Annotated in this window: 22 protein-coding genes; 7 read left to right on the forward strand and 15 right to left on the reverse strand. The window is 64.7% G+C overall.

What is annotated here, in order from left to right; genetic code table 11:
- Positions 1–185: 185 nt before the first annotated feature.
- Positions 186–1631 carry a TAXI family TRAP transporter solute-binding subunit gene (locus RPS27_RS05855; RefSeq protein WP_212067838.1) on the reverse strand — a complete coding sequence of 482 codons (1446 nt, stop codon included), beginning with the start codon at positions 1629–1631 and terminating at the stop codon, positions 186–188.
- Between the two features lie 415 nt (positions 1632–2046).
- On the opposite strand from RPS27_RS05855, the gene RPS27_RS05860 reads away from it, so the two are divergent.
- Entirely contained in the window at positions 2047–2394 is a 348-nt protein-coding gene (locus RPS27_RS05860; RefSeq protein ID WP_194408461.1) for a DUF3307 domain-containing protein, read from the forward strand.
- A 292-nt stretch (positions 2395–2686) separates the two neighbouring features.
- Complete coding sequence (locus tag RPS27_RS05865) at positions 2687–3085, forward strand: hypothetical protein (protein ID WP_194404529.1); 399 nt, start codon at positions 2687–2689, stop codon at positions 3083–3085.
- Here the strand turns inward: RPS27_RS05865 and RPS27_RS05870 are convergent.
- Together RPS27_RS05870 and RPS27_RS05875 are read right to left on the reverse strand one after the other, a co-directional pair.
- The gene (locus RPS27_RS05870; protein WP_211415819.1) at positions 3082–3405 is read right to left on the reverse strand and encodes a YkgJ family cysteine cluster protein; all 324 of its coding nucleotides are present in this window, start codon (positions 3403–3405) and stop codon (positions 3082–3084) included. The genes RPS27_RS05865 and RPS27_RS05870 overlap by 4 nt on opposite strands.
- 16 nt (positions 3406–3421) lie before the next feature.
- Positions 3422–4120: a YafY family protein gene (locus RPS27_RS05875; RefSeq protein WP_313753928.1), complete on the reverse strand. Its 699-nt coding sequence runs from the start codon at positions 4118–4120 to the stop codon at positions 3422–3424.
- A gap of 113 nt (positions 4121–4233) precedes the next feature.
- Between RPS27_RS05875 and RPS27_RS05880 the strand changes: the two genes are divergently transcribed.
- Together RPS27_RS05880 and RPS27_RS05885 are read left to right on the forward strand one after the other, a co-directional pair.
- Complete coding sequence (locus RPS27_RS05880) at positions 4234–4494, forward strand: hypothetical protein (RefSeq protein WP_212067839.1); 261 nt, start codon at positions 4234–4236, stop codon at positions 4492–4494.
- 36 nt (positions 4495–4530) lie between these two features.
- Positions 4531–5259, forward strand: coding sequence for a glutathione S-transferase family protein (locus tag RPS27_RS05885; protein WP_212067840.1), 729 nt, complete (start codon positions 4531–4533; stop codon positions 5257–5259).
- Positions 5260–5406: 147 nt separating this feature from the next.
- Here the strand turns inward: RPS27_RS05885 and RPS27_RS05890 are convergent, their stop codons facing one another.
- The 9 genes from RPS27_RS05890 to RPS27_RS05930 form a co-directional block, all read right to left on the reverse strand.
- The gene (locus tag RPS27_RS05890) at positions 5407–6558 is read right to left on the reverse strand and encodes an ABC transporter substrate-binding protein (RefSeq protein ID WP_211415823.1); all 1152 of its coding nucleotides are present in this window, start codon (positions 6556–6558) and stop codon (positions 5407–5409) included.
- Positions 6559–6636: 78 nt separating this feature from the next.
- Positions 6637–7056, reverse strand: coding sequence for an acyl-CoA thioesterase (locus RPS27_RS05895; RefSeq protein ID WP_212067841.1), 420 nt, complete (start codon positions 7054–7056; stop codon positions 6637–6639).
- Positions 7057–7065: 9 nt separating this feature from the next.
- Complete coding sequence (locus tag RPS27_RS05900; RefSeq protein ID WP_063200588.1) at positions 7066–7827, reverse strand: SDR family NAD(P)-dependent oxidoreductase; 762 nt, start codon at positions 7825–7827, stop codon at positions 7066–7068.
- Between the two features lie 25 nt (positions 7828–7852).
- Entirely contained in the window at positions 7853–9736 is a 1884-nt protein-coding gene (locus RPS27_RS05905) for a feruloyl-CoA synthase (protein WP_212067843.1), read from the reverse strand.
- Positions 9733–10542 carry a crotonase/enoyl-CoA hydratase family protein gene (locus RPS27_RS05910; protein WP_194404521.1) on the reverse strand — a complete coding sequence of 270 codons (810 nt, stop codon included), beginning with the start codon at positions 10540–10542 and terminating at the stop codon, positions 9733–9735. The genes RPS27_RS05905 and RPS27_RS05910 overlap by 4 nt, the downstream gene beginning before the upstream one ends.
- 252 nt (positions 10543–10794) lie before the next feature.
- A complete protein-coding gene (locus RPS27_RS05915; RefSeq protein ID WP_212067844.1) occupies positions 10795–11253 on the reverse strand; it encodes a DUF3237 domain-containing protein in 459 nt (152 codons plus the stop codon).
- 205 nt (positions 11254–11458) lie between these two features.
- Positions 11459–12778, reverse strand: coding sequence for a TRAP transporter large permease (locus RPS27_RS05920; protein ID WP_212067845.1), 1320 nt, complete (start codon positions 12776–12778; stop codon positions 11459–11461).
- A gap of 2 nt (positions 12779–12780) precedes the next feature.
- Complete coding sequence (locus RPS27_RS05925; protein ID WP_194404518.1) at positions 12781–13290, reverse strand: TRAP transporter small permease; 510 nt, start codon at positions 13288–13290, stop codon at positions 12781–12783.
- Between the two features lie 211 nt (positions 13291–13501).
- Entirely contained in the window at positions 13502–14518 is a 1017-nt protein-coding gene (locus tag RPS27_RS05930) for a TRAP transporter substrate-binding protein (RefSeq protein WP_212067846.1), read from the reverse strand.
- 263 nt (positions 14519–14781) lie between these two features.
- Here RPS27_RS05930 and pobA point away from each other — a divergent pair, with 263 nt between their 5' ends.
- Both pobA and RPS27_RS05940 read left to right on the forward strand, forming a co-directional pair.
- A complete protein-coding gene (pobA, locus tag RPS27_RS05935; protein ID WP_212067847.1) occupies positions 14782–15951 on the forward strand; it encodes a 4-hydroxybenzoate 3-monooxygenase in 1170 nt (389 codons plus the stop codon).
- Positions 15952–16170: 219 nt separating this feature from the next.
- On the forward strand, positions 16171–16590 hold the full coding sequence (locus tag RPS27_RS05940; protein ID WP_211415828.1) for a PaaI family thioesterase: 420 nt from the start codon (positions 16171–16173) through the stop codon (positions 16588–16590).
- A 147-nt stretch (positions 16591–16737) separates the two neighbouring features.
- Here RPS27_RS05940 and RPS27_RS05945 read toward each other — a convergent pair whose 3' ends face one another.
- Complete coding sequence (locus tag RPS27_RS05945) at positions 16738–17622, reverse strand: LysR family transcriptional regulator (protein WP_211415829.1); 885 nt, start codon at positions 17620–17622, stop codon at positions 16738–16740.
- A 121-nt stretch (positions 17623–17743) separates the two neighbouring features.
- Between RPS27_RS05945 and RPS27_RS05950 the strand changes: the two genes are divergently transcribed.
- Positions 17744–18367 (forward strand): pyridoxamine 5'-phosphate oxidase family protein, encoded by a 624-nt coding sequence (locus tag RPS27_RS05950; protein ID WP_212067848.1) that lies wholly within the window; start codon positions 17744–17746, stop codon positions 18365–18367.
- Positions 18368–18438: 71 nt separating this feature from the next.
- Here the strand turns inward: RPS27_RS05950 and RPS27_RS05955 are convergent, their stop codons facing one another.
- Both RPS27_RS05955 and RPS27_RS05960 read right to left on the reverse strand, forming a co-directional pair.
- Positions 18439–19170: an ABC transporter ATP-binding protein gene (locus tag RPS27_RS05955; RefSeq protein WP_194404512.1), complete on the reverse strand. Its 732-nt coding sequence runs from the start codon at positions 19168–19170 to the stop codon at positions 18439–18441.
- Positions 19167–20936, reverse strand: coding sequence for a branched-chain amino acid ABC transporter ATP-binding protein/permease (locus tag RPS27_RS05960; RefSeq protein ID WP_313753929.1), 1770 nt, complete (start codon positions 20934–20936; stop codon positions 19167–19169). The genes RPS27_RS05955 and RPS27_RS05960 overlap by 4 nt, the downstream gene beginning before the upstream one ends.
- Positions 20937–20939: the final 3 nt, after the last annotated feature.

Genomic DNA, 20939 nt, shown 5'->3' on the forward strand with positions numbered 1-20939 from the left:
GGTCGGCTGGCGGCCCAACCCCAGTCTGATGCCCCGGACGCAGCGCAGCACACAGTGTTGCGCTGCAGAGCGGGCCCATTCAGCGGCACATGCTGCGGCTCCCGGGTCCCAGTTCAGCGCTGCGACGTCTTCGGCGGTGCAACCTGTTCGGGACAAGAGAGTTGTGGGCGGCCCGACCGCGCTTCTCAGGCGCTCTGGGCAGTCTTCACCACCACGACATTGCTGTCGTCATGCTGGGCAGGGCCGGCGCCCTGCGGCGTCTTCTCGGTCTCGTTGGCATGACGCTTCAGGTAGTCGCGGCGCATGCCGATCTCGTCGCGGACGAACTCGTAGCCGAGCTTGAAGGTGTCGAGCCCGTCGGTGCTGATCGTGCCGTCTCGTAGGCCGATGACGGCGCCGCGCAAAATGCCCTCGAGCTCGTCCTGAAGACATTCGAGCTGATCCAGAGAGTGGGCGTGCTCGATCCGCTCGCCGATGTCGAGGATGGCGGTGGAGAGCTCGCTGGCCTTCTCTGGCGCGATGCGCGTGATCTTGGCGTAGATCGCGGCGAAGATCGAACCGATGACGCTGAGCGCGGCGGCGCCCAGATACATCAGGTCGCTGTACTTATCCATGAACGACTTGGTGTCGTCGTTGATGTAGTCGGCCGCCCCCTGGTGCGCCATCACGAAGGCGTCCTTCTCGGTCGAGGCCGGCTCAATTCTGGTGGCAAAGCTGTTGTCGAGCCCGAGTGCGGATTTGTTCTCGTAAACGGTGCGTGCGAGTTCGCCCGCCGTGGTGGGGGACATCCTGGATTGCGCGACCAGCAGCCATTCCAGGCCGATCGTGTCGAGGTCGTCGTCGGGAATTTGCGGCGAGGTCGACAGCGTGCCTGCCGTCAGCGTCTCGCTGGAAATGCCGGGAAGCCTGCGCGCCAGCGCCTTGGCCTCGTCGATCGCGTTGAGCGTGAAGCCGCCGCGCTTGGCGAGTTGCTCATAGGCCTTGTCGCGCACCGCCCGGGAGGCATGGACGATGGCGATGACCGCGCCGAAGCCGTTTGACGGTGCGAACAGCTTGTCGAGCGTTGCGCCCTGCGGCGCCATCTGGATCTTCGCGGCATCAGGACCGTCGGGGATGTCGAGGATGCTGCGGACGAAGGCGAGGGAGGATTCGCTCTCGGCGAGAACGGCGACCTTCTTCTTCTTCAGTTCGGCGATCGATTTGATCTTCTTGTTGCCGGGGCCCAGCAGCAGCACGAGATCGTGCTCGAGGATCGCGAGCGTGCGTGCCCGCAGCGGGACCTTGGCGTCGGTGCGCAGGACCGCGAGGTCGGCCTGCTTGCGGTCGAACTGTGCGAGCGCCTTGGCATTGTCGGCGTTGTTGACGATCTTGATCCGGAAGCGCGAGGCGTTGGACTTCAGCACGGCGGCGAGCTTGGCGGCGAACAGCGCCTCGTCGCTGTTGGGAGCGCCTACGGCAAAGGTCAGCGTTTCCGAATTGTGCAGCATGGCGCGGCCGCCCCAGACGGTGGCGAGCGACAACAGCAGGGTCAGCACGACGTAGAGGAAGACCTGCTGCTGATTGGTCTTGATCACCTTGGGGCGCCGGGGCGGCGGCTCGATGAGTGACGAATCCGGGCCTTCAGTACTCATGGCAGCACTCTGGCCTTATTCTAGGGTGGCGGGCGGCTTGCGGATGCGATCGCGCGGAGCGCCCTGAAATTCGTAAAGGTCTGAAAAAAGAACGATATTCTCTATCCGGAATGATAGCGCGAAGGTCACGGAATGCAAATTCCGAGCCGATGGTAACCTTACGCGACACGTCCGCGGCGATTGGTCATCCTATCACCAGTTAGCCACACTTGGCGATTTTCCGGTTCCCCCCGGCTGCATTCCGCCGCGGGAGATGTCATAAATCGCGCGTCCCGGCGATTTGACCGGTCCAGAACTGGTCCAAGAAGAAGTTGCGCTGAACGCTCCAATTTTTCTTGTCACGTCAATGAGGGCGTCAGCCTTGTCGTTTCCACCCATGTCATCGGCGATTCCGGTCGAAGCGCTCATTGGCTGGATGTTGCTGCTCACCTTCAAGCACATCATCGCCGATTTCGTCCTCCAGACCGCCTGGATGGCGCACGGCAAGGACCAGAAGCACGGCTGGGCCCTGCCGCTTCTGGTGCATTGCCTGATTCACCTTGCGGTTGCACTGCCGCTGATCCTGATCGTGGCGCCGAAATTCTGGTTCGTGGCCCTCATCGACTTCGTGATCCACATCACGATCGACCGTGCCAAGGGGTTTGTTTCGGCGAATTTCGGGGTCGATCTTGCGCATCCCTGGTTCTGGACACTGATCGGCGTCGACCAGGCGCTGCACCATCTCACCGGTTTTGGCCTCTCCATCTTCATGGCGGCGAACTGACTGCTTGAGCGGGCCAAATCTTCATCGGCACCAAAGGTCGTCATGCCCGGGCTTGGCACCACGTTCTTTCGTGCGTCTCGGCTGTTCGTGGATGGCCGGGGCAAGCCCGGCCATGACGCCGCGGAGGCCCTGGTGTCCCACGCTCCAGCCGGAGCGGTAGTCCTCGGATCCCGCACCGGGGCCCCTCCGATTCGCGGCGGACGCGCAAGGACCCCGGGTGACTACCGGGCAGCGTGGTTAACCTTTCATTAGAGAATTGCGCTGCATCTTCCTCACACGAGGGAGAACTGCAATGTTTTCAAGCCGCGACGCCTTTGAAAGCGATTTCTGCCCGGTTCGCGACGAACTCCTTGGCGAGATGTATCGCGCCAGCGAGAGCGGCCTGCCGAGGTTGGTTGAGAGTGTTTCCCCTGACGCACGCGCCAGGCTGGCGCTGTTTTGCTATCGCCGCAACCATCTGCACTCGCTGGCGGTCGTGATCGCAGCGAGCTGCACCGAGCGCGACCTGATCGAGAACGGCGGCCGTGTCGGCTCGACGCTCTACGCGCTGTCGCGGGAAGGCGCGGCGAAATCCTCGCCGTCGCTGTCGGGCGGCCGCAAGCCGATCACGCTGTCGACCAAGCCGCTGTCGGTGCTCGCGCCGCTCGAGGACGAGTTCGACGACGAGATCAGCGAAGCAGTCCCCGCCTAAGCGCTCGCGATCACAGGCAGCCCGAACTTCCGCCGCGCCATTGCGCATTCGGCATCGCCCGGCATGCAGGTGCGGCACACCTCCGGCCGCATTGCATAGATGCCGCACGCGGTTGCTTTCCCGATGTCGCCCTGCAGGGCCGAGCAACGATCGCCCTCGCACCGCATGCCGGATTGGCGTTCGTTGATCAGGGCTTGCGGGATCGCAGCAAGCTCCTCGTCGCTCTCGATCGAGAAGCGCGGCCAGTTGGCCGAATAGCCGCAGCATGCGCCGCAACTCTGGCAGCAGCTCGACGGATCGATGGGGGAGCTCTCTTGCATCCTCGTCACGTGTCCTTCAGGTATCCTTGGGCGGGCCCCAGACCAGACTCTGCCGCCATCTTGCGCGCAGCACGTCGCGTCGTTCGGGATATTTCTCCTCGAGATAATTCGCCTCCACCACGCGGTCGGTGCGGAAGCTGCGGAAGTCGCCGCGCAGCTCGCACCAGGCGGCGAGCAGGCGCACGGCCTCGAGATAGCCGACCGAGATCGGCCAGATCATGCGCTCGCTGGCGCGGCCCTGCTCGTCGCGATAGCGCAGCATGATCTTCTTGCCTTCGTGGATCTGGGTGCGGGTGCGCACCATGTCCAGGCGGTCCGGCTCCCGGTTCCAGCTTGGGCGTGCGCGGCTCGCCGGCTCCAGCACGAAGGGACGCAGGCGCTCGGGGACGGTGTCGGCGATCTTCGCCATCAGATCTTCGGCCGCGCGCGCCAGTGCCGAATCGGCATGGCCGGCGACCCATTGTGCGCCCAGCACGGCCGCCTCGATCTCGTCGGGCGTCAGCATCAAGGGCGGCAGGTCAAAACCCTTTTCAAGGACGTAGCCCATGCCGGCTTCCCCGCGGATCGGCACGCGCTGGCCGATCAGCGTTGCGATGTCGCGATAAATCGTGCGCTTCGAGGTCTCGAGCTCGGCCGCGATGGCGTTCGCCGTCAGCGGCTTACGCGTGCGCCTCAGCACCTGGATGATCTGAAACAGCCGGTCGGCGCGTCTCATGACAATTCTCTCATCGGTGGTTTTTTCAGAAGGCGGCGCGCGGCTGCTGACAGGATGTTGGCAGCAGGGGGGTTCTATACCGGGACAACACAGCGACTGAAGAGGATTTGTCCATGATCATTCCGACCCATTTCGGCCCGGCCATTCCGATGCTGCGGGCCCAGGCGTGGTCCGTGTCGGCGCTCGCCCGCCTCGTTTCGCTCGATCTCATGGCCGTCGACCTCCGGTTTGCCCTTGCAAGCGTCGTGGCGCGCTCGCTGACCCAGGCCGCGGACGCGCTGGTCCGCCATGTGATGGGCCGCGCCTGGCAGGGGGCCCGCTTCGCAGAAGATATCACGGCTGCTGCCACCATGGTGGCAGCAGCCGGTCGCTAGGTTCCGCCAACTTTCGAGAGGTTCAGGAGAGCTCGCATGATCACGCTTTATGGCTTTGGCGCCGGCTTCGGCCTGCCGGAAATCAGCCCCTTCGTCACCAAGACGGAGGTGCAGCTCAAGATGGCGGGACTGCCCTACCGAAAGGAGCGGGCGATGCCGCCGGCCTCCCCCAAGGGGCAATTGCCGTTCATCGACGACGGCGGCGAGGCGGTGGCTGATTCCACCTTCATTCGCGCCCATATCGAGCGCCGCTACGGCTTCGATTTCGACGCCGGCCTGTCGCTGGCCGCGCGGGCGCAAGCCTGGGCGTTCGAGCGCATGATCGAGCATCACGTCTATTGGGGGCTGGTCGGGGCGCGCTGGGTCGATCCGGTGAATTTCGCCAAGGGACCTGCGCATTTCTTCGACGGCGCACCGGAGCACAACCGCGAGAAGCTACGCGAGGACGCGCAGTTCCGCGTCGCCGAGAACTATCTGCTCTCGGGCCTCGGCCGCCACGCGCCCGATGACGACGTCGACCTCGCCGTGCGCTCGCTCTTTGCGCTCTCGGTACAGCTTGGCGACAAGGCGTACCTGATGGGCAACAAGCCCTGCGGCGTCGACGCCACCGCCTTCGGCATGCTCGCCGGCATCCTTACGCCGTTCTTCGAATCGGTCTTGCGCGAGCGCGCGGAAGGGTTTCCGAACCTCACCGCCTTCGTCGACCGCATGATGGATACGTATTACCCCGAATTCGCCTGGGCACCGCTGCGGCAGGCGGCTTGAGGCCGCGGCGTAGCGGCACGCTCGCTGTAACCTCTCCCGCAGGCGGGCGAGGGGGCGCAGCGTTGCTGGGGCCAGCATCCTTCAAGCCAAAATTAAAAGAGCCGGCCCGATGGGCCGGCTCTCGTCGTCCTAAATTTCTCGGCGCGCTCACTTCACCAGCGAGTACTTGCCGTCCTTCACCGTGAGCAGGATGCGCGAGCGCTCGTCGAGGCCGTAGCGGTCCTTTTCAGTGAAGTTGTAGACGCCCTGGCTCGCCGCCAGCTCCTTCTCCGACAGCAGCGCCTGGCGGATTGCTTCGCGGAATTCGGGCGTGCCCGGCTTGGCGGTCTTCAGCGCGGTCGGGATGATGCGCTTGAGAATCTCGAAGGCATCGTAGGAATGACCGGCGAACTGGCTGCGGCTGTTCGGACCGTACTTGGCCTCATAGGCCGAGTTCAGCGCGAGGCCCGGCTTCTTGGTGGCGGCTTCGTCGGGCTGATCTTCCGGGTCCATCACCGGGCCCGAAGCCATCAGCACACCTTCCGCCGCTTTGCCGGCGATGCGGATGAAGTCCATGCTGGCGGCACCGTGGGTCTGGTAGATCAGGCCCTTGTAGCCGCGTTCGCGCAGCTCGGATTGCGGCAGCGCGGCCGCGGTGCCGGACGCGCCGACCAGGATCGCGTCGGGATTGGCGGCGACGAGCTTGAGCACCTGACCGGTCACCGAGGTGTCGGGACGGGCGAAACGCTCCTCGTCGACGATGGTCATGCCCATCGGCACGGCCTGGGCCTTCAAATCGTTGAACCAGAGATCGCCATAGGAATCGGAGTAGCCGATATAGCCGAGCGTCTTCACGCCCTTGGCTTTCATGTGGTCGTACAGCACCTTGCCGACGATCGGAATCGGCTGCGGCATCGCCACCGACCACTTCATGCGCTCCGGCGTGATCGGGAACGGTGCGAGGCCGAAATGCGGAATGCCGGCTTCGTTGGCGACGTTGGAGACCGCGATCGTCGGCGGCGTCAGCGCCGAGCCCATGATGATGTCGGCCTTGGATTCGGTCACGAAGCGGCGCGCGTTGGTGGTTGCAGTGGTGGGATCGCCGCCGTCGTCGAGCACGATCACCTTCAGCGGCACGCCGCCGATTTCCTTCGGCACGAACTCCAGCGCATTGCGCTCGGGGATGCCGAGTGCTGCGCCGGGACCGGTCGTTGTGGTGGTGATGCCGATGGTGATGTCGCTGGTCTGGGCCAGTGCGGGCAGTGCCGGCAGGGCTAGCGTCGCCGCGGCGATCGCGGCAGTCAGGTAAAAGCGTTTCATTTATTCCTCCCTTTACGTGTTTCTTTGAAAGCAGAAATCGGGGGGTAATTCAGCCCCCTCTTTTGGTGATGCGGCGATTTAGCTTCCCGTGAATTTGGCTACCATTTCCGCCGGGAATGGTGCCGATTTCAGCTTGTCGGGGTTAACGGGATCGCGGCCGACCAGCACGCGGGTCTCGAACCCCTCGATCGCCAGCGACTCGCCCTTGTAGACATTGTGCTTCACCTCGAAGCTCGAGCGCTTGATGCTTTCGATCTTCGTTTCGATGGTGATCCAGTCGCCATAGGTCGAGGGGATGTAGAACTTGGCCCGCGTGTCGACCATGGGGATGCCCACCAGGCCGTATTTGCGGACCAGGTCCTGCTTGGAGAACCCGGCGACCTCGAACAGGGTCGAGGTCGAATCGTCGAACATCGCGAAATAGCGCGGGTAATAGACGATGTTGGCGGGGTCGCAATCGCCCCACTGGATCTGGACCTCGCGCCGGTTCACGAACATGGGCTGGCCTTACTTCGGCGCCATGCGCAGCGAGCCGTCGAGGCGCACCACTTCACCGTTCAGATACGCATTCTCGACCATGTGCAGCGCGAGCGCGGCGAATTCGTCGGCCTGGCCGAGCCGGCGCGGGAAGGGGATGGCGGCGGCGAGCGAGTCCTGGGCTTCCTGCGGCAGGTTCGCCAGCAGCGGCGTCAGGAACAGGCCGGGTGCGATGGTCAGCACGCGGACGCCGAACTGCGCGAGCTCGCGCGCGATCGGCAGCGTCATGCCGACGATGCCGCCCTTGGAGGCCGAATAGGCGGACTGGCCGATCTGGCCGTCATAGGCCGCGACGGACGCCGTGTTGATGATGACGCCGCGCTCGCCGGTCGCCTGCGGCTCGAGCTTGGACATCTCGGTGGCCGCAAGGCGCAGCATGTTGAAGGTGCCGATCAGATTGACCTTGATCACCTTGTCGAAATCGGCGAGCGCCATCGGACCGTCGCGGCCGACCACACGCTTGGCAACACCGATGCCGGCGCAATTGACCAGCACGCGCGCCGGGCCATGAGCTTTCGCGGCCTGCGCGACCGCAGCTTCAGCGGAGGCGGCATCGGAGACGTCGCAGGTCACGGCCACGCCCTTGATCTCGGCGGCAACCGTCTCGGCAAGCTTGGTATTGAGGTCGCAGACCGCGACCTTGGCGCCCTGCGCCGCCAGCTTTCGCGCGGTGGCAGCGCCCAGTCCCGATGCGCCGCCGGTGACGATGGCTGCCTGATCCTTCAACAACATGGCGTTCTCCTGATGCGATGATTTCTTATCCGACCGATATCACACGGCCCGACGGATTGGCAGCGTAGAGCTCCTCGATCAATTCGGCGCGGTGCTCGAGCACGGCCCGCTGGTTGATCGAGCCCTTGTCGGTGACCTCGCCCTTGTCGATCGAGAGCGGTGCGTCCATCAGGATCGCGCGCGTGATCCGCGTCGAGGATCCCGTGGCCTGGCTGAGGAAGCGCGTCAGGCGCTCGCGGAAAGCTTCGCGCACCAGGCGGTCGCGCGTCGCGACGACGAGATCGTCGGTCGGCAGCGTCGGGTTGATCAGCCGGCAACCGTCGAGGTCGAGCACGACCAGCGCGGAGACCTCGTCGCGGTTGATGCCGGCGATGACGACGTCGCGCACCAGCGGCGCGCAGGCCGCCGTGAGGCGTGCACGCAGGGGGCCCACGCTGACCCAGGTGCCGCTGGCGAGTTTGAAGTCTTCACCGACGCGGCCGTCGAAATCGAAGCCGGCGTTGAGATCGTCGGGGTCTGCGGGCTTGAGCGCATCGCCCATCTTGTAGAATCCTTCCTCGTCGAAGGATTTCGCGCTGATGTCGGGTTGGCGCCAATAGCCGGGCATGACGTTCGGCCCCTTGGCGCGTACCTCCAGCTTGCCGTTGTTCGGCACCAGCTTGGCGTCGTTGCCCGACACCGGCAGGCCGACATGGCCCGAGCGGCTGGTGCGTGGGTTGACCGACATGAAGAACGGCGCGGTCTCGGTCGCCCCGAGCCCGGTCAGCATCGGCACGCGATAGCCTTTTTCCTTCACCGCGAGCTCGTCGAGACTGTCCCAGATGAAGGGCGAGAGCGCGGCGCCCGAGAAGAACATCGCGTGCAGCCGGTCGAAAAACTTTGCGCGCAGGCCCTGGTCGTCGCGCAGATAGGGCAGCAGCGATTCATAGCCCTTGGGCACGTTGAAATAGACCGTCGGCGAGATCTCCTGGAGATTGCGCACGGTCTCCTCGATGCCGCCGGGCATCGGCTTGCCGGCGTCCAGATACATCGAGCCGCCATTGTAGAGCGTCAGCCCGATATTGTGGTTGCCGCCAAAGGTGTGATTCCAGGGCAGCCAGTCGATGATGACGGGCGGCTCGTCCTTCAGGAAGGCGAGCGTCTCGCGCAGCATCACCTGGTTGGCGCAGATCATGCGCTGGGTGTTGATGACGGCCTTCGGGTTGCCGGTCGAGCCCGAGGTCAGCAGGAACTTTGCGATCGTGTCGGGGCCGATCCTGCCATGGACCTCGTCGAGATCGCCGCGGATCGGCGCCGCCATGAGGTCGGCGAGCAGGGTGACGTCGCGCCCGGGTACATGGCCGTAGGACGCTGCAATCTCGGTGCCGAGCGAGACATTGGCGGCGAGCGCATCGGCAAACTTGTCGGCATCCTCGGCGAAGACGAGGCCAGGCGTCAGCAGCTTCATCAGATAGGACAGCTTGCCGTAATCCTTCGAGACCAGCGAATAGGCCGGCGACACCGGACAGAACGAAATGCCGGCATAGAACGCGCCGAACGCGAGCAAGGCGTGATCGATCGAATTGCCGGAGAGGATGACGACCGGCCGCTCCGCCGACAGGCCGCGCGCAATCAGGCTCGACGCGATGTGCCGGCTCGCAGTGAGCAGCTCGGCGTAAGTGATCTTGCGCCAGCCGCGGCCGCCTTCGCGCTCCGCCATGAAGACGCGATCCGGCGTGGTCGCCGCCCAATGATGCAGGCGGTCGGTGATGCGGACGGGATAGTCGCCGAGCGGCTGTTTGGGCCGCAGGTAAATCGTGCCGTCGTCGCGACGTTCGATGTCGACGACGGGATCGCCGAACGAGATGGGCCGCAGCGGGAAAGTGCTCGCGCCGCGCTCCATGCTGGAAGAGGACGGCTGCGCGCTCATGACTTGGGCTTCACCTTTGCGGTCTTGTGCTCGAGGAATTCGCGGATCCGCCGCTTGGCCTCCTTGTCGCTCTGCGCGACGGTCGCCATCAGCGATTCCATGAGGAGGCCGGTCTGCGGATTGGCCTCCGCGATCATCGGCAGCGCCTGGAGCACGGCGAAATTCGTCAGCGGCGCGTTGGAGGCGACCTTCGTGGCAAGCTCCATCGCCTTGCCGAGCGCGTTGCCGCTTTCCGTCACATATTGCGCGAAACCGTAGGAGGCGCCTTCGGTCGCGCTGTAGACGCGGCCCGTCAGCATCATGTCCATCATCCGGGCGACGCCGATCAGCCGGGGCAGCCGCACCGAGCCGCCGCCGCCGACGAAGATGCCGCGTTGTCCCTCGGGCAGCGCGAAATAGGTCGAGGGTTCGGCGACGCGGATATGCGCCGAGCAGGCCAGCTCCAGCCCGCCACCGATCACGGCGCCCTTCAGCGCCGCGATCACGGGAACGCGGCTGTACTGGATGCGGTCGAACACCCGGTGCCACATCTGGGAATGCAGCAGGCCGCCGGTCGCGTCATGCTCGGTCAGCTCGGAGAGGTCGAGGCCCGAGGAGAAATGATCGCCGATGCCGTGGATGACGACCGCGCCGATGTCCTCGGGCAGGTTGGCGAAACACGCGCCGATTTCCAGGATGATGCCGTCGTTCAGCGCATTGCGCTTGGCCGGCCGGTTCAGACCCACGGTCAGAACCCGGTCCGCCCTCTCGATCCGGAGCAGCCCGGAGGCACCCGCATCAGCGGTCTCGGCGTTTCCCTGTGTCATTTGCGTCCTTGTCAGAATAGTTATGTTGTATAACGAATTTTGGGGGAGTCAAGGTCACGGGCCGCAGAATGCTGCTCTGCACACTATGCCGTCCCTGCGCACGCACGCAGGGACTCATAACCCCAGGGAGGAGTTTGGCGAAGGCTCGTCGTTCGGTACGCCAACCGCCCGCACTCGATAAATCACGCGGTATGGCTTCCTGCGCCCCGTGCGCAATTGCGCACCGGGCAGGGACGACGATGGAGGATGTTGTTACACCACCTGATGCACGTCGATCACCACGCGATCTGCATGGCGCGCGGCCGAGCCGACAAAAATGTGCTCCATCAGCCAGCGATATTTCTCGTGCCCGGTCTCGAACTTCGGCACGGTGCGGAAATAGATCAGCTTGGGATCGACCGGCTCGCCGCGCTTGAGCTTCTGCAGCAGTTCGACCGGGCCAAAACGCATGCCCTTGTTCTCGACATAGACCACGGCACCGTCGTCGGTCTCGAAGGCATATTTCGCCTCGAGATCGATCAGCTCGTTGGGGCGGATGGTCTGGAAGTCGGCGCCGAAGGGGAGCACCTTGCCTGATATCGCGCCCGTCACTTCGCCGCCGATGATCGGAATGATACGGCGAACGCCGATCCCGGTCTCGCCGGCTGTCACGACGTCGCCGATGCGCGCGGTGATGGTGAAGACGTACTCGGTCTCGAGGATGGGGATCATCGGTCGCCTCCAATGTATCGCAGTGCCCCGCTGCCCTTCCTTCTCCCCTTGTGGGAGTAGGTGGCGCGAAGCGCCGGATGAGGGGTTGCTTCCGCAAACGCAGTGCATGCGGAGAGAGATCCCTCACCCGTCTCGCCGCTATCGCGGCGAGCCACCCTCTCCCACAGGGGAGAGGGCAAGATAACTCGCCGCTCTATCACGTCTCCTAATTCGCCATCATCCGTGTCGGCAGCCAGGTCGCCAGCAGCGGGAAGGCGATCAGGATCACGAGGCGGATCAGGTCGGTGACCACGAACGGGATGACGCCCTTGAAGATCGTGGAGAAGGAGACGTCCTTCACCACGCTCTTGATGACAAAGACGTTCATGCCGACCGGCGGGTGGATCAGGCCGAGTTCGACCGTCATCACGATGATGACGCCGAACCAGATCGGGTCGAAGCCGAGATGCGTGATGACGGGGAAGATGATGGGCACGGTGAGGATGATCATCGCCATGGCGTCCATCAGGCAGCCGAGCACGAGATACATCACCATGATCAGCGCCAGCACGCCGTAGCTGCCCAGGCCAAGGCCGGTGAGGAACTCGGTCACTTTCTGCGGCGTCTGCGTCACCGTGAGGAAATAGCCGAAGATCAGCGCGCCGATCAGCACGGTGAAGACGGCGGCCGCGGTGCGTGTCGCCTGCAGCAGCGAGGCCAGGATCTTCTCGCGGTCGAGGCGGCCCGTCAGCACGCCGATGATGAAGGCGCCCGCGGCACCGACGCCGCCGGCTTCCGTCGGCGTGAAGCGCGGCAGGAAGGGCAGGCCGTAGAGGCCGCCGATCACGAACACGAACAGCAGCACCGGCGCCCAGATCTCCTTCAGGCCGGCAAAGCGCTCACGCCACGGCGTCACCTTGCCCTTGGGCAGGAAGTCGGGCCGGAAATAGCCGATCAGGAAGATCGTGATCATATACATCGACATCGCCAGCAGGCCCGGAATGATGCCGGCGATGAAGAGCTTGCCGATGTCCTGCTCGGTGATGATGCCGTAGACGGCGAGCACGGTGGAGGGCGGCAGCATCGCGCCCAGTGTTCCGCCCGCGGCGATCACGCCGGTGGCAAAGGATTGCGGATAGCCGAAGCGGCGCATCTCGGGGTAAGCGACGGCGGAGAAGGTCGCGGCAGTCGCAACCGATGAGCCGCAGATCGCGGCAAAGCCGCCGCAGGCCCCGACGGTGGCGATTCCGAGCCCGCCGCGTAAGTGTCCGACGAAACCGTTGGCGGCGCGGAACAGCTCGCGGCTCATGCCGGAATTGGACACGAACGAGCCCATCAGCAGGAACATCGGGATGACGCCGAACGTGTAGTCGGTGACCGTGCGCATCGAGGTCTGGCCGACCAGCTTCAGCGCCGCATTGCCGTTGACGAGATAGGCGAAGCCGGAGACGCCGACGAGGCCCATGGCCATGCCGACCGGCACGCGCAGCAACATCAGGGCGAACAGGGAAACGAAGCCGATTAAGGCGACGGCATCGGTGCTCATGATTACTCCGTCGCCTTCAATTTGGGATCGTGCATGTCTTCAGGATGGAAGATCAATCGGTAGGTGCGGATCGCGATCAGCAGCACGGCGGAAACGTCGCCGATCCAGGCGATCGCGAAGAACGGCCAGGTCGGCATGTGCATGTCGAAGGTCTGGACGTTGTCGTTGTAGGTGCCGCGCACCTTGTCGAACAGCGTCCAGGTCTGCACGGTCACGACGAACAGCAGCACCAGCGTGGCGAACACGTCGATCCAGCGCTGGTAGCGCGGTCCGACATTGCCCCAGACGAGATCGACCGTGATGTGGGTGCCGCGATAGGAGGTCGCCGCGATGCCCCAGAAAATGAGGATGCCGAGCAGCATGCGGCCGATGTCGAAGCTGTCGGGGATCGAATAGTTCAGCGTGTTGCGCAGCAGCACCGACAGGAAGATGTCGAGCGCGACAATGCCGACGAAGCCGGCCGCGATCCATTCGATCGTGTCGATGATGCGGTCCATCCAGGAGCGCTTCATGGGCGATGAGTCCTATCTAGAATTAGCGAAGCTGGGTTCAGCTGTTGCCGCGAAGAAGGAGCGCTCCCTCCCCCGCTTGCGGGGGAGGGTTGGGGAGAGGGTGCTTCCACAATCGAGAACGCCCAAGAGGAGAAATCCCTCACCCGCGCCTTCGGCGCGACCTCTCCCGCAAGCGGGAGAGGTGCAGCGAGTGCGCGGCCGCAGTCCGGCCTCACTCCGCCAGCGCGTTGTACTTCTTCAGCGAGGCCTTGAGCTCCGCCAGCGCGGCATCGGGATCGGCACCGCCCTTCTTGGCACCCTCGCTCCAGGTCTTTACCAGCGGCTCGGCGGCCTTCTTCCAGGCGGCGGTCTGCTCGGGTGTCAGCTTGTAGACCTCGTGGCCGGATTCGGCCTTCACCTTGTCGATGCCGGCATCCTCGAACTTGCCCCAGTGCTCGCCGACCACGCCGGCCATCTCGACCGAGCAGTTCTTGTCGATCGCGGCCTTCTGCTTGTCGGACATCGCATTGTACTTGTCCTTGTTGATCACGAACACGAAGGTCGTGGTGTAGAGCGGCGCCTCCATGTCGTATTTGGTCACCTTGTCGATGCCGAACAGCACCAGGGATCCCCAGGGGAAGGTGACGCCGTCGGCCACGCCGCGCTCGATGATGTCGCGAACTTCCGGTGCCGAGGATTGCACGTTGGTGCCGCCGAGCGAGGTGACGAAGTTCGCCATGGTGGCGTGCGCCGGGCGGATCTTCATGCCTTTCACGTCTTCGGGCATGACGATCTTCTTGGTCTTGGAATGGAAGGAGGAGGGCGAGTGGACGAAGGCGAGGCAGTATTTGACGTCCTTCATCTCCTTCTCGGCGTATTTGCGATACCAGGCGTCCAGCCCCATCGAGCCGCCCTTGGCGTCCGAGATCAGGAACGGCAGTTCGCCGGCACCGACGATCGGGAAGCGGCCGGGCTGGTAGCCGGGATTGACGTAGGTGACGTCGGCAATGCCGTCCCGCGCCATGTCGTAATGGTCGAACGCCTTGCCGAGCTGCTGGGCGGGAAACACCTTGCCCTTGATGGTGCCGCCGGAATCCTTCTCGACCGCCGCGGCCCAGTCCTCCAGCGACTTCTGCAGCGGATGCGATGCCGGCACCCAGTGCGAGATCTTCAAATCGAAGGTCTTGTCCTGCGCCAAGGCAGGCGTCACGCTCGCGGCCAGCAGCAATGCCAGACAGGCTTTTCTCATCACGCGTCTCTCCCTGTTTCGACGGCGGGCTTCGATGGCCCGGTCTCGTTAATTAACATGTTATCTAATTGGCCGGCGCGTTCAAGCCGGAATTGGCACTCGCCTCGGCGCGCCATCTACGTCAGCCATGTTGCATGGATTTGTCGCTGCCCGGGCGACCATCGCTCCCCTTTTGCCCAAACGTTATATGATATAATTATCGTCCGCGGGCCGGCGCGACAAGCGGCCCGGCCAAAAGCCTACAGGATAGGAAGGAGCAAGTATTGCGGACAAAGGTCGCAATCATCGGGGCCGGGCCAGCCGGATTGTTGCTTGGGCAACTGCTGCATGCCTACGGCATCGATAACGTCATCCTGGAGCGGCAGAGCCCAGACTATGTGCTCGGCCGCATCCGGGCCGGCCTGCTGGAGGAGGGAACCGTCGCGCTGCTCGACCAGGTCGGCGCCGGAACCCGGGCGCATGCCGAAGGTCTGGTGCACGAGGGCATCGAGCTCGCCTTTTCCGGCCGCCGTCATCGCATCGACATGAAGGCCGCGACCGGCAAGACGGTCATGATCTACGGCCAGACCGAGGTCACGCTCGACCTGATGAATGCGCGCAAGGCCGCCGGTCTCATCTCGGTCTACGAGGCCAGGGACGTGCAGCCGCATGATTTCGACGGCAGTCACCCGCGCGTAACCTGGGTGAAGGACGGCGTCACTCACACGCTGGATTGCGATTTCATCGCCGGCTGTGACGGTTTCCACGGCGTCAGCCGCGCCAGCGTTCCGGCCTCGGCGATCGAGGAGTTCGAGCGGGTCTATCCGTTCGGCTGGCTCGGCATTTTGTCGGAGACGCCGCCGGTCAGCCACGAGCTGATCTACTCAAACCACGCCCGCGGCTTTGCGCTCTGCACCATGCGCTCGACCAGACGCAGCCGCTACTATGTGCAGTGTTCGCTGGATGACCATGTCGATCAATGGCCGGACGATCGCTTCTGGGACGAGTTGAAGCGCCGGCTCGATCAGGAGGCCGCCGACAGCCTCGTCACGGGCCCCTCGATCGAAAAGAGCATCGCGCCCTTGCGCAGCTTCGTTGCCGAGCCGATGCGTTTCGGCAAATTGTTCCTGTGCGGCGATGCCGCCCACATCGTGCCGCCGACCGGCGCCAAGGGTCTCAACCTCGCCGCCAGCGATGCGCATTATCTGTCGAGCGCGCTGCGCGAGTTTTACGACGAAAAATCGAGCGCCGGCATCGACGCCTATTCCGCCACGGCGCTGGCGCGGGTATGGAAGGCCGTGCGCTTCTCCTGGTGGATGACTTCGATGCTGCACAAATTCCCCGACACCGGGAGCATCGGCGCGCGCATCCAGCTCGCCGAGCTCGACTATGTCACGCAGTCGCAGGCGGCCATGACGTCGCTGTCGGAGAACTACGTGGGGCTGCCGTTTTAGGCACGTCGTTACCGGATCCTCCGTCATTGCGAGCGGAGCGAAGCAATCTAGAAATCTCTCCGCGGAGACAGTCTGGACTGCTTCGTTGCAAGAGCTCGTCGCAATGACGGCCGAGCCCGTTTCAAACATCTGCGCAAATCCCGTTTAAAACTTTGTAATTGATGCGCTCGTTACGGCTGTCGCGTTCAATGCTTCCGACCTCAGCAACGCGAGACAGCCATGACCTCTCCCGACATTCCCGCTGGCTTCGAGCCGCATTTCCGCAAAGCCCCGCTCACCGATCCCTGGGAGCCGCTCTATTCGAAGAAGACCGACAAGGGCGTCACCGTGGGATTGCGGCTGGCGACGCCGCATACCAATGCCCGCGGATTGATCCACGGCGGGTTGATCGCGGCGCTGGCCGATGCCGCCATGGGCTACAGTTGCGCGCAGGCGACGGGATGGACCACGTCGTTCGTGACGATCTCGCTGTCGGTCGACTATGCCGGCGCCGCCGAGATCGGCCAATGGCTCGCGCTCGAGGGCGAGGCGATCAAGACCGGCAACACGATCTGCTTCGCGCAATGCCTCGCAAAGGCCGACGACGCCGTGATCGCCCGGGCGAGCGGGACGTTCCGCGTGGTGCCGAAGAAGGGGTGATGCTCTCCCGTGCCCCCGGACGCGGTGCGGCGCGAAGTGCCGCTCCGCAGAGCCGGGGCCCATCCGTCGACATGCTACAGTACCGCCGTCTGGGTGCCGGCTCTGCGCAGCAACGCTACGCATTGCCGCGCGTCCGGGACTAGAGACCTACCCGAACCGCCACTCCGCCCTTTCCACCACGAGATCGATGAACGCGCGCACCTTGGCCGAGAGCAGGCGCGAGGTCGGATAGACGATGTGGATCGGCAGCGTCGGCTGCTCGTATGGTGCGAGCACGATTCTGAGCCGCCCACGCTTCAAGCCCTCGGCGGCCTGATAGGCCAGCACGCGCGTCACGCCCCCGCCGGCTTCGGCATATTGCAGGGCCGCGTCGGCGCTGTTGCTGGCGAAGCGCGGGTTCGGCGCCACCTCGATCTCGCGGCCGTCCTGCACGAAGCGCCAGGTCGTGGATGGGCCGAATGCGATGGTCTGATGCGCGAGCAATTCCTGTGGGGTCTTCGGCTCGCCATGCCGTTTCAGATAGCCCGGCGCCGCCACCACGATCCGCCGCATCTCGCCGACCTGGCGCGCCACCAGCGAGGAATCGGCGAGGTGGCCGATCCGCACTGCGGCGTCGACGGCGTCCTCGACGAGATTGACGAGGTTATCCGACAGCCTGAGCTCGGCGGTGACCTCGGGGTAGCGCTTGAGATAATCGGTCATGACCGGCCCGACATGCAGCCGGCCGAAGCCGACGGGGGCCGAGACCACCAGCCGTCCGCTCGGCCGGTTGCGCTCCTCGCGCGCGGAGCCGTCGGCCTCCTCGACATCGGCGAGGATGCGCCGCGCGCGCTCCAGATAGCGCGTGCCGACGTCGGTGAGCGTCACCTGCCGCGTGGTCCGCTGCAGCAGCCGGGCGCCGAGATGCTCCTCCAGCGCCGCGATCATCCGCGTCACCGCCGAGGGCGACAGCCGCAGCTTCCGCGCCGCCGGCGCAAAACCGCTGAGATCGGCGACGGTGACGAAGACGTGCATTGCTTCGAGGCGGTCCACGGCATTATTGCATATACTGCAACGATGAAGTGTCAAGCCGCTCGATTGTTTTAACGCCGGAAAGGTCCAGATTAAGCGCTGAAAGACGCAGCAATGCGCCGGAATTTCAGGAGCTATTCCGATGACGGCAACTCACACCTACGCCAGCGACGTCGCCTTCTCGCCGGCGGTGAAAGCGATCCAGACCCGAAAGGGATCGCGCGAAGGCTACGCCCATGCCGAGCAGCGAGGATGGCGCACCGAGGTCGATGAGAACCTCGCGGCGTTCCTCGCCGATGCCAACAGCTTCTACTTTGCCACCGCCTCGGCCGACGGCCAGCCTTACATCCAGCACCGCGGCGGGCCCAAGGGCTTCCTGAAGGTGCTGGACAAGCAGACCCTGGCCTTCACCGACTACGCCGGCAACCGGCAATACATCACGCAAGGCAACCTGTCGGAGAATCCCAAGGCCTACATTTTCGTGATGGATTATGCCCACCGCCGCCGCGTGAAGATCTGGGGCGAGGCGCGAATCGTCGAGGACGACGAGGCGCTGACAACGTCGCTGATGCCGAAGGGTTACCGCGCCCGCCCAGAGCAGGTGATCCTGTTCAAGATTGCGGCGTGGGACACCAACTGCCCGCAGCACATTCCGCAGAAGTTCGATGCGGGCGATGTCGCGGCCGCGCTGGCGGCGAGGGATGCCAGGATCGCAGAGCTCGAGGCGGAGGTCGCGGCGTTGAAGGGGGAGAAGGCAGCCGGTTGATCTTCAAATAGAGGAGACGACACGCTCGGCCACCTTCTCCCACAAGGGGAGAAAGGGGGAGTTCGCCGGCGCTAAACGGCGCTTTCACCTTCATGCTGGAAGCCGAGATAGCTCGCCGCGACCCGCTCGTTCGCGGCGATGTCGCTGGCCTTGCCGCTGAGTACGAACTCCCCGAGCTCCATCACGTAAGCCTGGTCCGCGATCTTCAGTGCGGCCTGCGCGTTCTGCTCGACAAGCAGCACGGAGACGCCGCTGCTGCGCAGCTCCGTGACGATGCGGAAGATGTCGGCGACGATGATCGGGGCGAGGCCGAGGCTCGGCTCGTCCAGCATCAGCAGTTTCGGCGCGCCCATCAGCGCGCGGCCCATTGCGAGCATCTGCTGCTCGCCGCCCGACAGCGTGCCGGCGAGCTGCTTGCGCCGCTCCTTCAGCCGCGGAAACAGCGTGTAGACGCGCTCCATCGAGGCCTTCGCCTTGGACCGCTCGATGCGGAAGGCGCCAAGCTCGAGATTGTCCTCGACATTCATGGTCACGAACAATTCGCGGTGCTCGGGGACGAGGCCGAGGCCCATCGCGACGCGGTCCTCAATGTCGAGCCGCGCCAAGTCCTGCCCCGCAAAGGCGACGCGGCCTTTCAGCGGCAGGATGCCCATGATGGCCGAGAGCAGCGTGGTCTTGCCGGCGCCGTTGGCGCCGACAATGGTGACGATCTGGTTGGCGCCGACCTCGAGCGAGACCGAGCGAACCGCTTCGACCTTGCCATAGGCGACGTGGGCGTCGGCGACGGACAACAGCGCGCTCATGCCGCCACTCCGAGATAGGCCTTGATCACTTCGGGATTGGTCTTGATCGTGGCGGGGGTGCCTTCCGCGATCTTGGTGCCGAAATCGAGCACCACGATGCGGTCGGCGAGGTTCATGACGAAGCCCATGTCGTGCTCGACCAAGAGCACGCTCATGCCGCCGTCGCGCAGCTCGCGAAGCAGCGCAGCTAGCCGCTGCTTCTCCATGTGGCGCAGGCCCGCGGCGGGCTCGTCGAGCAGCAGCAGCATCGGATCGACGCAGAGCGCGCGGGCGATCTCGACGATGCGTTGTTGTCCCAGCGAGAGCGAGCCCGCAAGCTGGTGCATCTGCTCGGTGAGGCCGACGCGCTCGATCTGACGGGCGGCCTCCGCAAGCAGTTTTGCCTCGTCGGCGCGATCGAGCCGCAGCATCGAGGAGATCGGCCCGGAATGGCCGCGCAGATGCGCGCCGATCGCGACGTTCTCCAATACGGTCATGTCGGGGACCAGCTTCACATGCTGGAAGGTCCTGGAGATGCCGAGCTTGACGATCTCCTGCGGCGGCGCCTTGTCGACCTTCTTGCCGAGCACCGAGACCGAGCCTGACGTCGCCGACAGCACGCCGGTGATCAAATTGAAGGTGGTGCTCTTGCCGGCGCCGTTCGGGCCGATCAGCGCGACGATCTCGCGGGCCTGGACGTCGAAGGAGACGTTGTTGACCGCGACCACGCCGCCGAACTGTTTTCGCGCCTTGTCGACCTGGAGCAGGATGCTGCTCTCGCCGGGGGCGCGGGTGCGCTGCTCGAGCTTCAGGGAGGTGTCGGGCTTCTTGCCACTCGTCCGCTCCGGCAGGAAGGACATCAGCCAGGGCCAGAGGCCGCCGGGTGCAAGCTGCAGCAGCGCGACCAGCATGATGCCGAACACGATGGTCTCGACCTGGCCGGAGCCGGGCAGGATCAGCGGCAGATAGCTCTGCAGCACTTCCTTCAGGACCACGACGATGGCCGCGCCCAGCACGCCGCCCCAGACATAGCCGGCGCCGCCGACCACCGCGATGAAGAGATATTCGATGCCGGCCTGCGCACCGAACGGCGTCGGGTTCACCGCGCGCTGGAGATGCGCGTAGAGCCACCCCGAGAGGCCGGCGAGCACGGCGGCATGGATGAACACGAGCAGCTTGGCACGCGGCGTGTGCACGCCGAACGCCTCGGCCGCGACATGGCCGCGGCGCAGCGCGCGGATGGCGCGGCCGGTGCGGGAGTCCAGCAGGTTCATCGTCAGCAGGGCCGAGAGGATCACGGCGACCCAGATCGCGTAATAGATCGAGCCGGGCGACAGCATCTTGAACGTGCCGATCGACAGCGGCGGGATCGCCGAGATGCCGTCGTTGCGGCCGAGAAACTCCAGCTTGCTGAACAGGTAGAACAGGCCGAGCCCCCAGGCGAGCGTGCCGAGCGGCAGATAATGGCCGGAGAGGCGGACGGTGATCAGGCCGAGCAGCACCGCCAATGATCCGCTGACTGCCAGCGACAGCGGCAGCGTCAGCCAGGGCGACAGGCCATAGGCCGTCGACAGCACCGCGGTGGTGTAGGCGCCGAAGCCGACGAAGGCGGCTTGGCCGAACGAGGTCAGGCCGCCGACGCCGGTCAGCAGCACGAGGCCCATCGCGACCAGCGCCGCAAGGCCGATATTGTCGAGCAGCACGATCCAGAACGGAGGCGTGCCCGGGACGAACGGGATCGCCGCCATGACAGCTGCGAAGAGGATGATGGGAAGCCGGCTCTGCATCTT

Origin of the sequence: Bradyrhizobium sp. WYCCWR 12699, assembly GCF_032144035.1 — a bacterium.
In the GTDB taxonomy this organism is placed as follows: domain Bacteria; phylum Pseudomonadota; class Alphaproteobacteria; order Rhizobiales; family Xanthobacteraceae; genus Bradyrhizobium.

Bases quoted from the DNA above. Each gene is read 5' to 3' on its own strand.
- RPS27_RS05855 (WP_212067838.1), bottom strand. From the start codon at position 1,631: ATGAGTACTGAAGGCCCGGATTCGTCACTCATCGAGCCGCCGCCCCGG.
- RPS27_RS05860 (WP_194408461.1), top strand. From the start codon at position 2,047: ATGTTGCTGCTCACCTTCAAGCACATCATCGCCGATTTCGTCCTCCAG.
- RPS27_RS05865 (WP_194404529.1), top strand. From the start codon at position 2,687: ATGTTTTCAAGCCGCGACGCCTTTGAAAGCGATTTCTGCCCGGTTCGC.
- RPS27_RS05870 (WP_211415819.1), bottom strand. From the start codon at position 3,405: ATGCAAGAGAGCTCCCCCATCGATCCGTCGAGCTGCTGCCAGAGTTGC.
- RPS27_RS05875 (WP_313753928.1), bottom strand. From the start codon at position 4,120: ATGAGACGCGCCGACCGGCTGTTTCAGATCATCCAGGTGCTGAGGCGC.
- RPS27_RS05880 (WP_212067839.1), top strand. From the start codon at position 4,234: ATGATCATTCCGACCCATTTCGGCCCGGCCATTCCGATGCTGCGGGCC.
- RPS27_RS05885 (WP_212067840.1), top strand. From the start codon at position 4,531: ATGATCACGCTTTATGGCTTTGGCGCCGGCTTCGGCCTGCCGGAAATC.
- RPS27_RS05890 (WP_211415823.1), bottom strand. From the start codon at position 6,558: ATGAAACGCTTTTACCTGACTGCCGCGATCGCCGCGGCGACGCTAGCC.
- RPS27_RS05895 (WP_212067841.1), bottom strand. From the start codon at position 7,056: ATGTTCGTGAACCGGCGCGAGGTCCAGATCCAGTGGGGCGATTGCGAC.
- RPS27_RS05900 (WP_063200588.1), bottom strand. From the start codon at position 7,827: ATGTTGTTGAAGGATCAGGCAGCCATCGTCACCGGCGGCGCATCGGGA.
- RPS27_RS05905 (WP_212067843.1), bottom strand. From the start codon at position 9,736: ATGAGCGCGCAGCCGTCCTCTTCCAGCATGGAGCGCGGCGCGAGCACT.
- RPS27_RS05910 (WP_194404521.1), bottom strand. From the start codon at position 10,542: ATGACACAGGGAAACGCCGAGACCGCTGATGCGGGTGCCTCCGGGCTG.
- RPS27_RS05915 (WP_212067844.1), bottom strand. From the start codon at position 11,253: ATGATCCCCATCCTCGAGACCGAGTACGTCTTCACCATCACCGCGCGC.
- RPS27_RS05920 (WP_212067845.1), bottom strand. From the start codon at position 12,778: ATGAGCACCGATGCCGTCGCCTTAATCGGCTTCGTTTCCCTGTTCGCC.
- RPS27_RS05925 (WP_194404518.1), bottom strand. From the start codon at position 13,290: ATGAAGCGCTCCTGGATGGACCGCATCATCGACACGATCGAATGGATC.
- RPS27_RS05930 (WP_212067846.1), bottom strand. From the start codon at position 14,518: ATGAGAAAAGCCTGTCTGGCATTGCTGCTGGCCGCGAGCGTGACGCCT.
- RPS27_RS05940 (WP_211415828.1), top strand. From the start codon at position 16,171: ATGACCTCTCCCGACATTCCCGCTGGCTTCGAGCCGCATTTCCGCAAA.
- RPS27_RS05950 (WP_212067848.1), top strand. From the start codon at position 17,744: ATGACGGCAACTCACACCTACGCCAGCGACGTCGCCTTCTCGCCGGCG.
- RPS27_RS05955 (WP_194404512.1), bottom strand. From the start codon at position 19,170: ATGAGCGCGCTGTTGTCCGTCGCCGACGCCCACGTCGCCTATGGCAAG.
- RPS27_RS05960 (WP_313753929.1), bottom strand. From the start codon at position 20,936: ATGCAGAGCCGGCTTCCCATCATCCTCTTCGCAGCTGTCATGGCGGCG.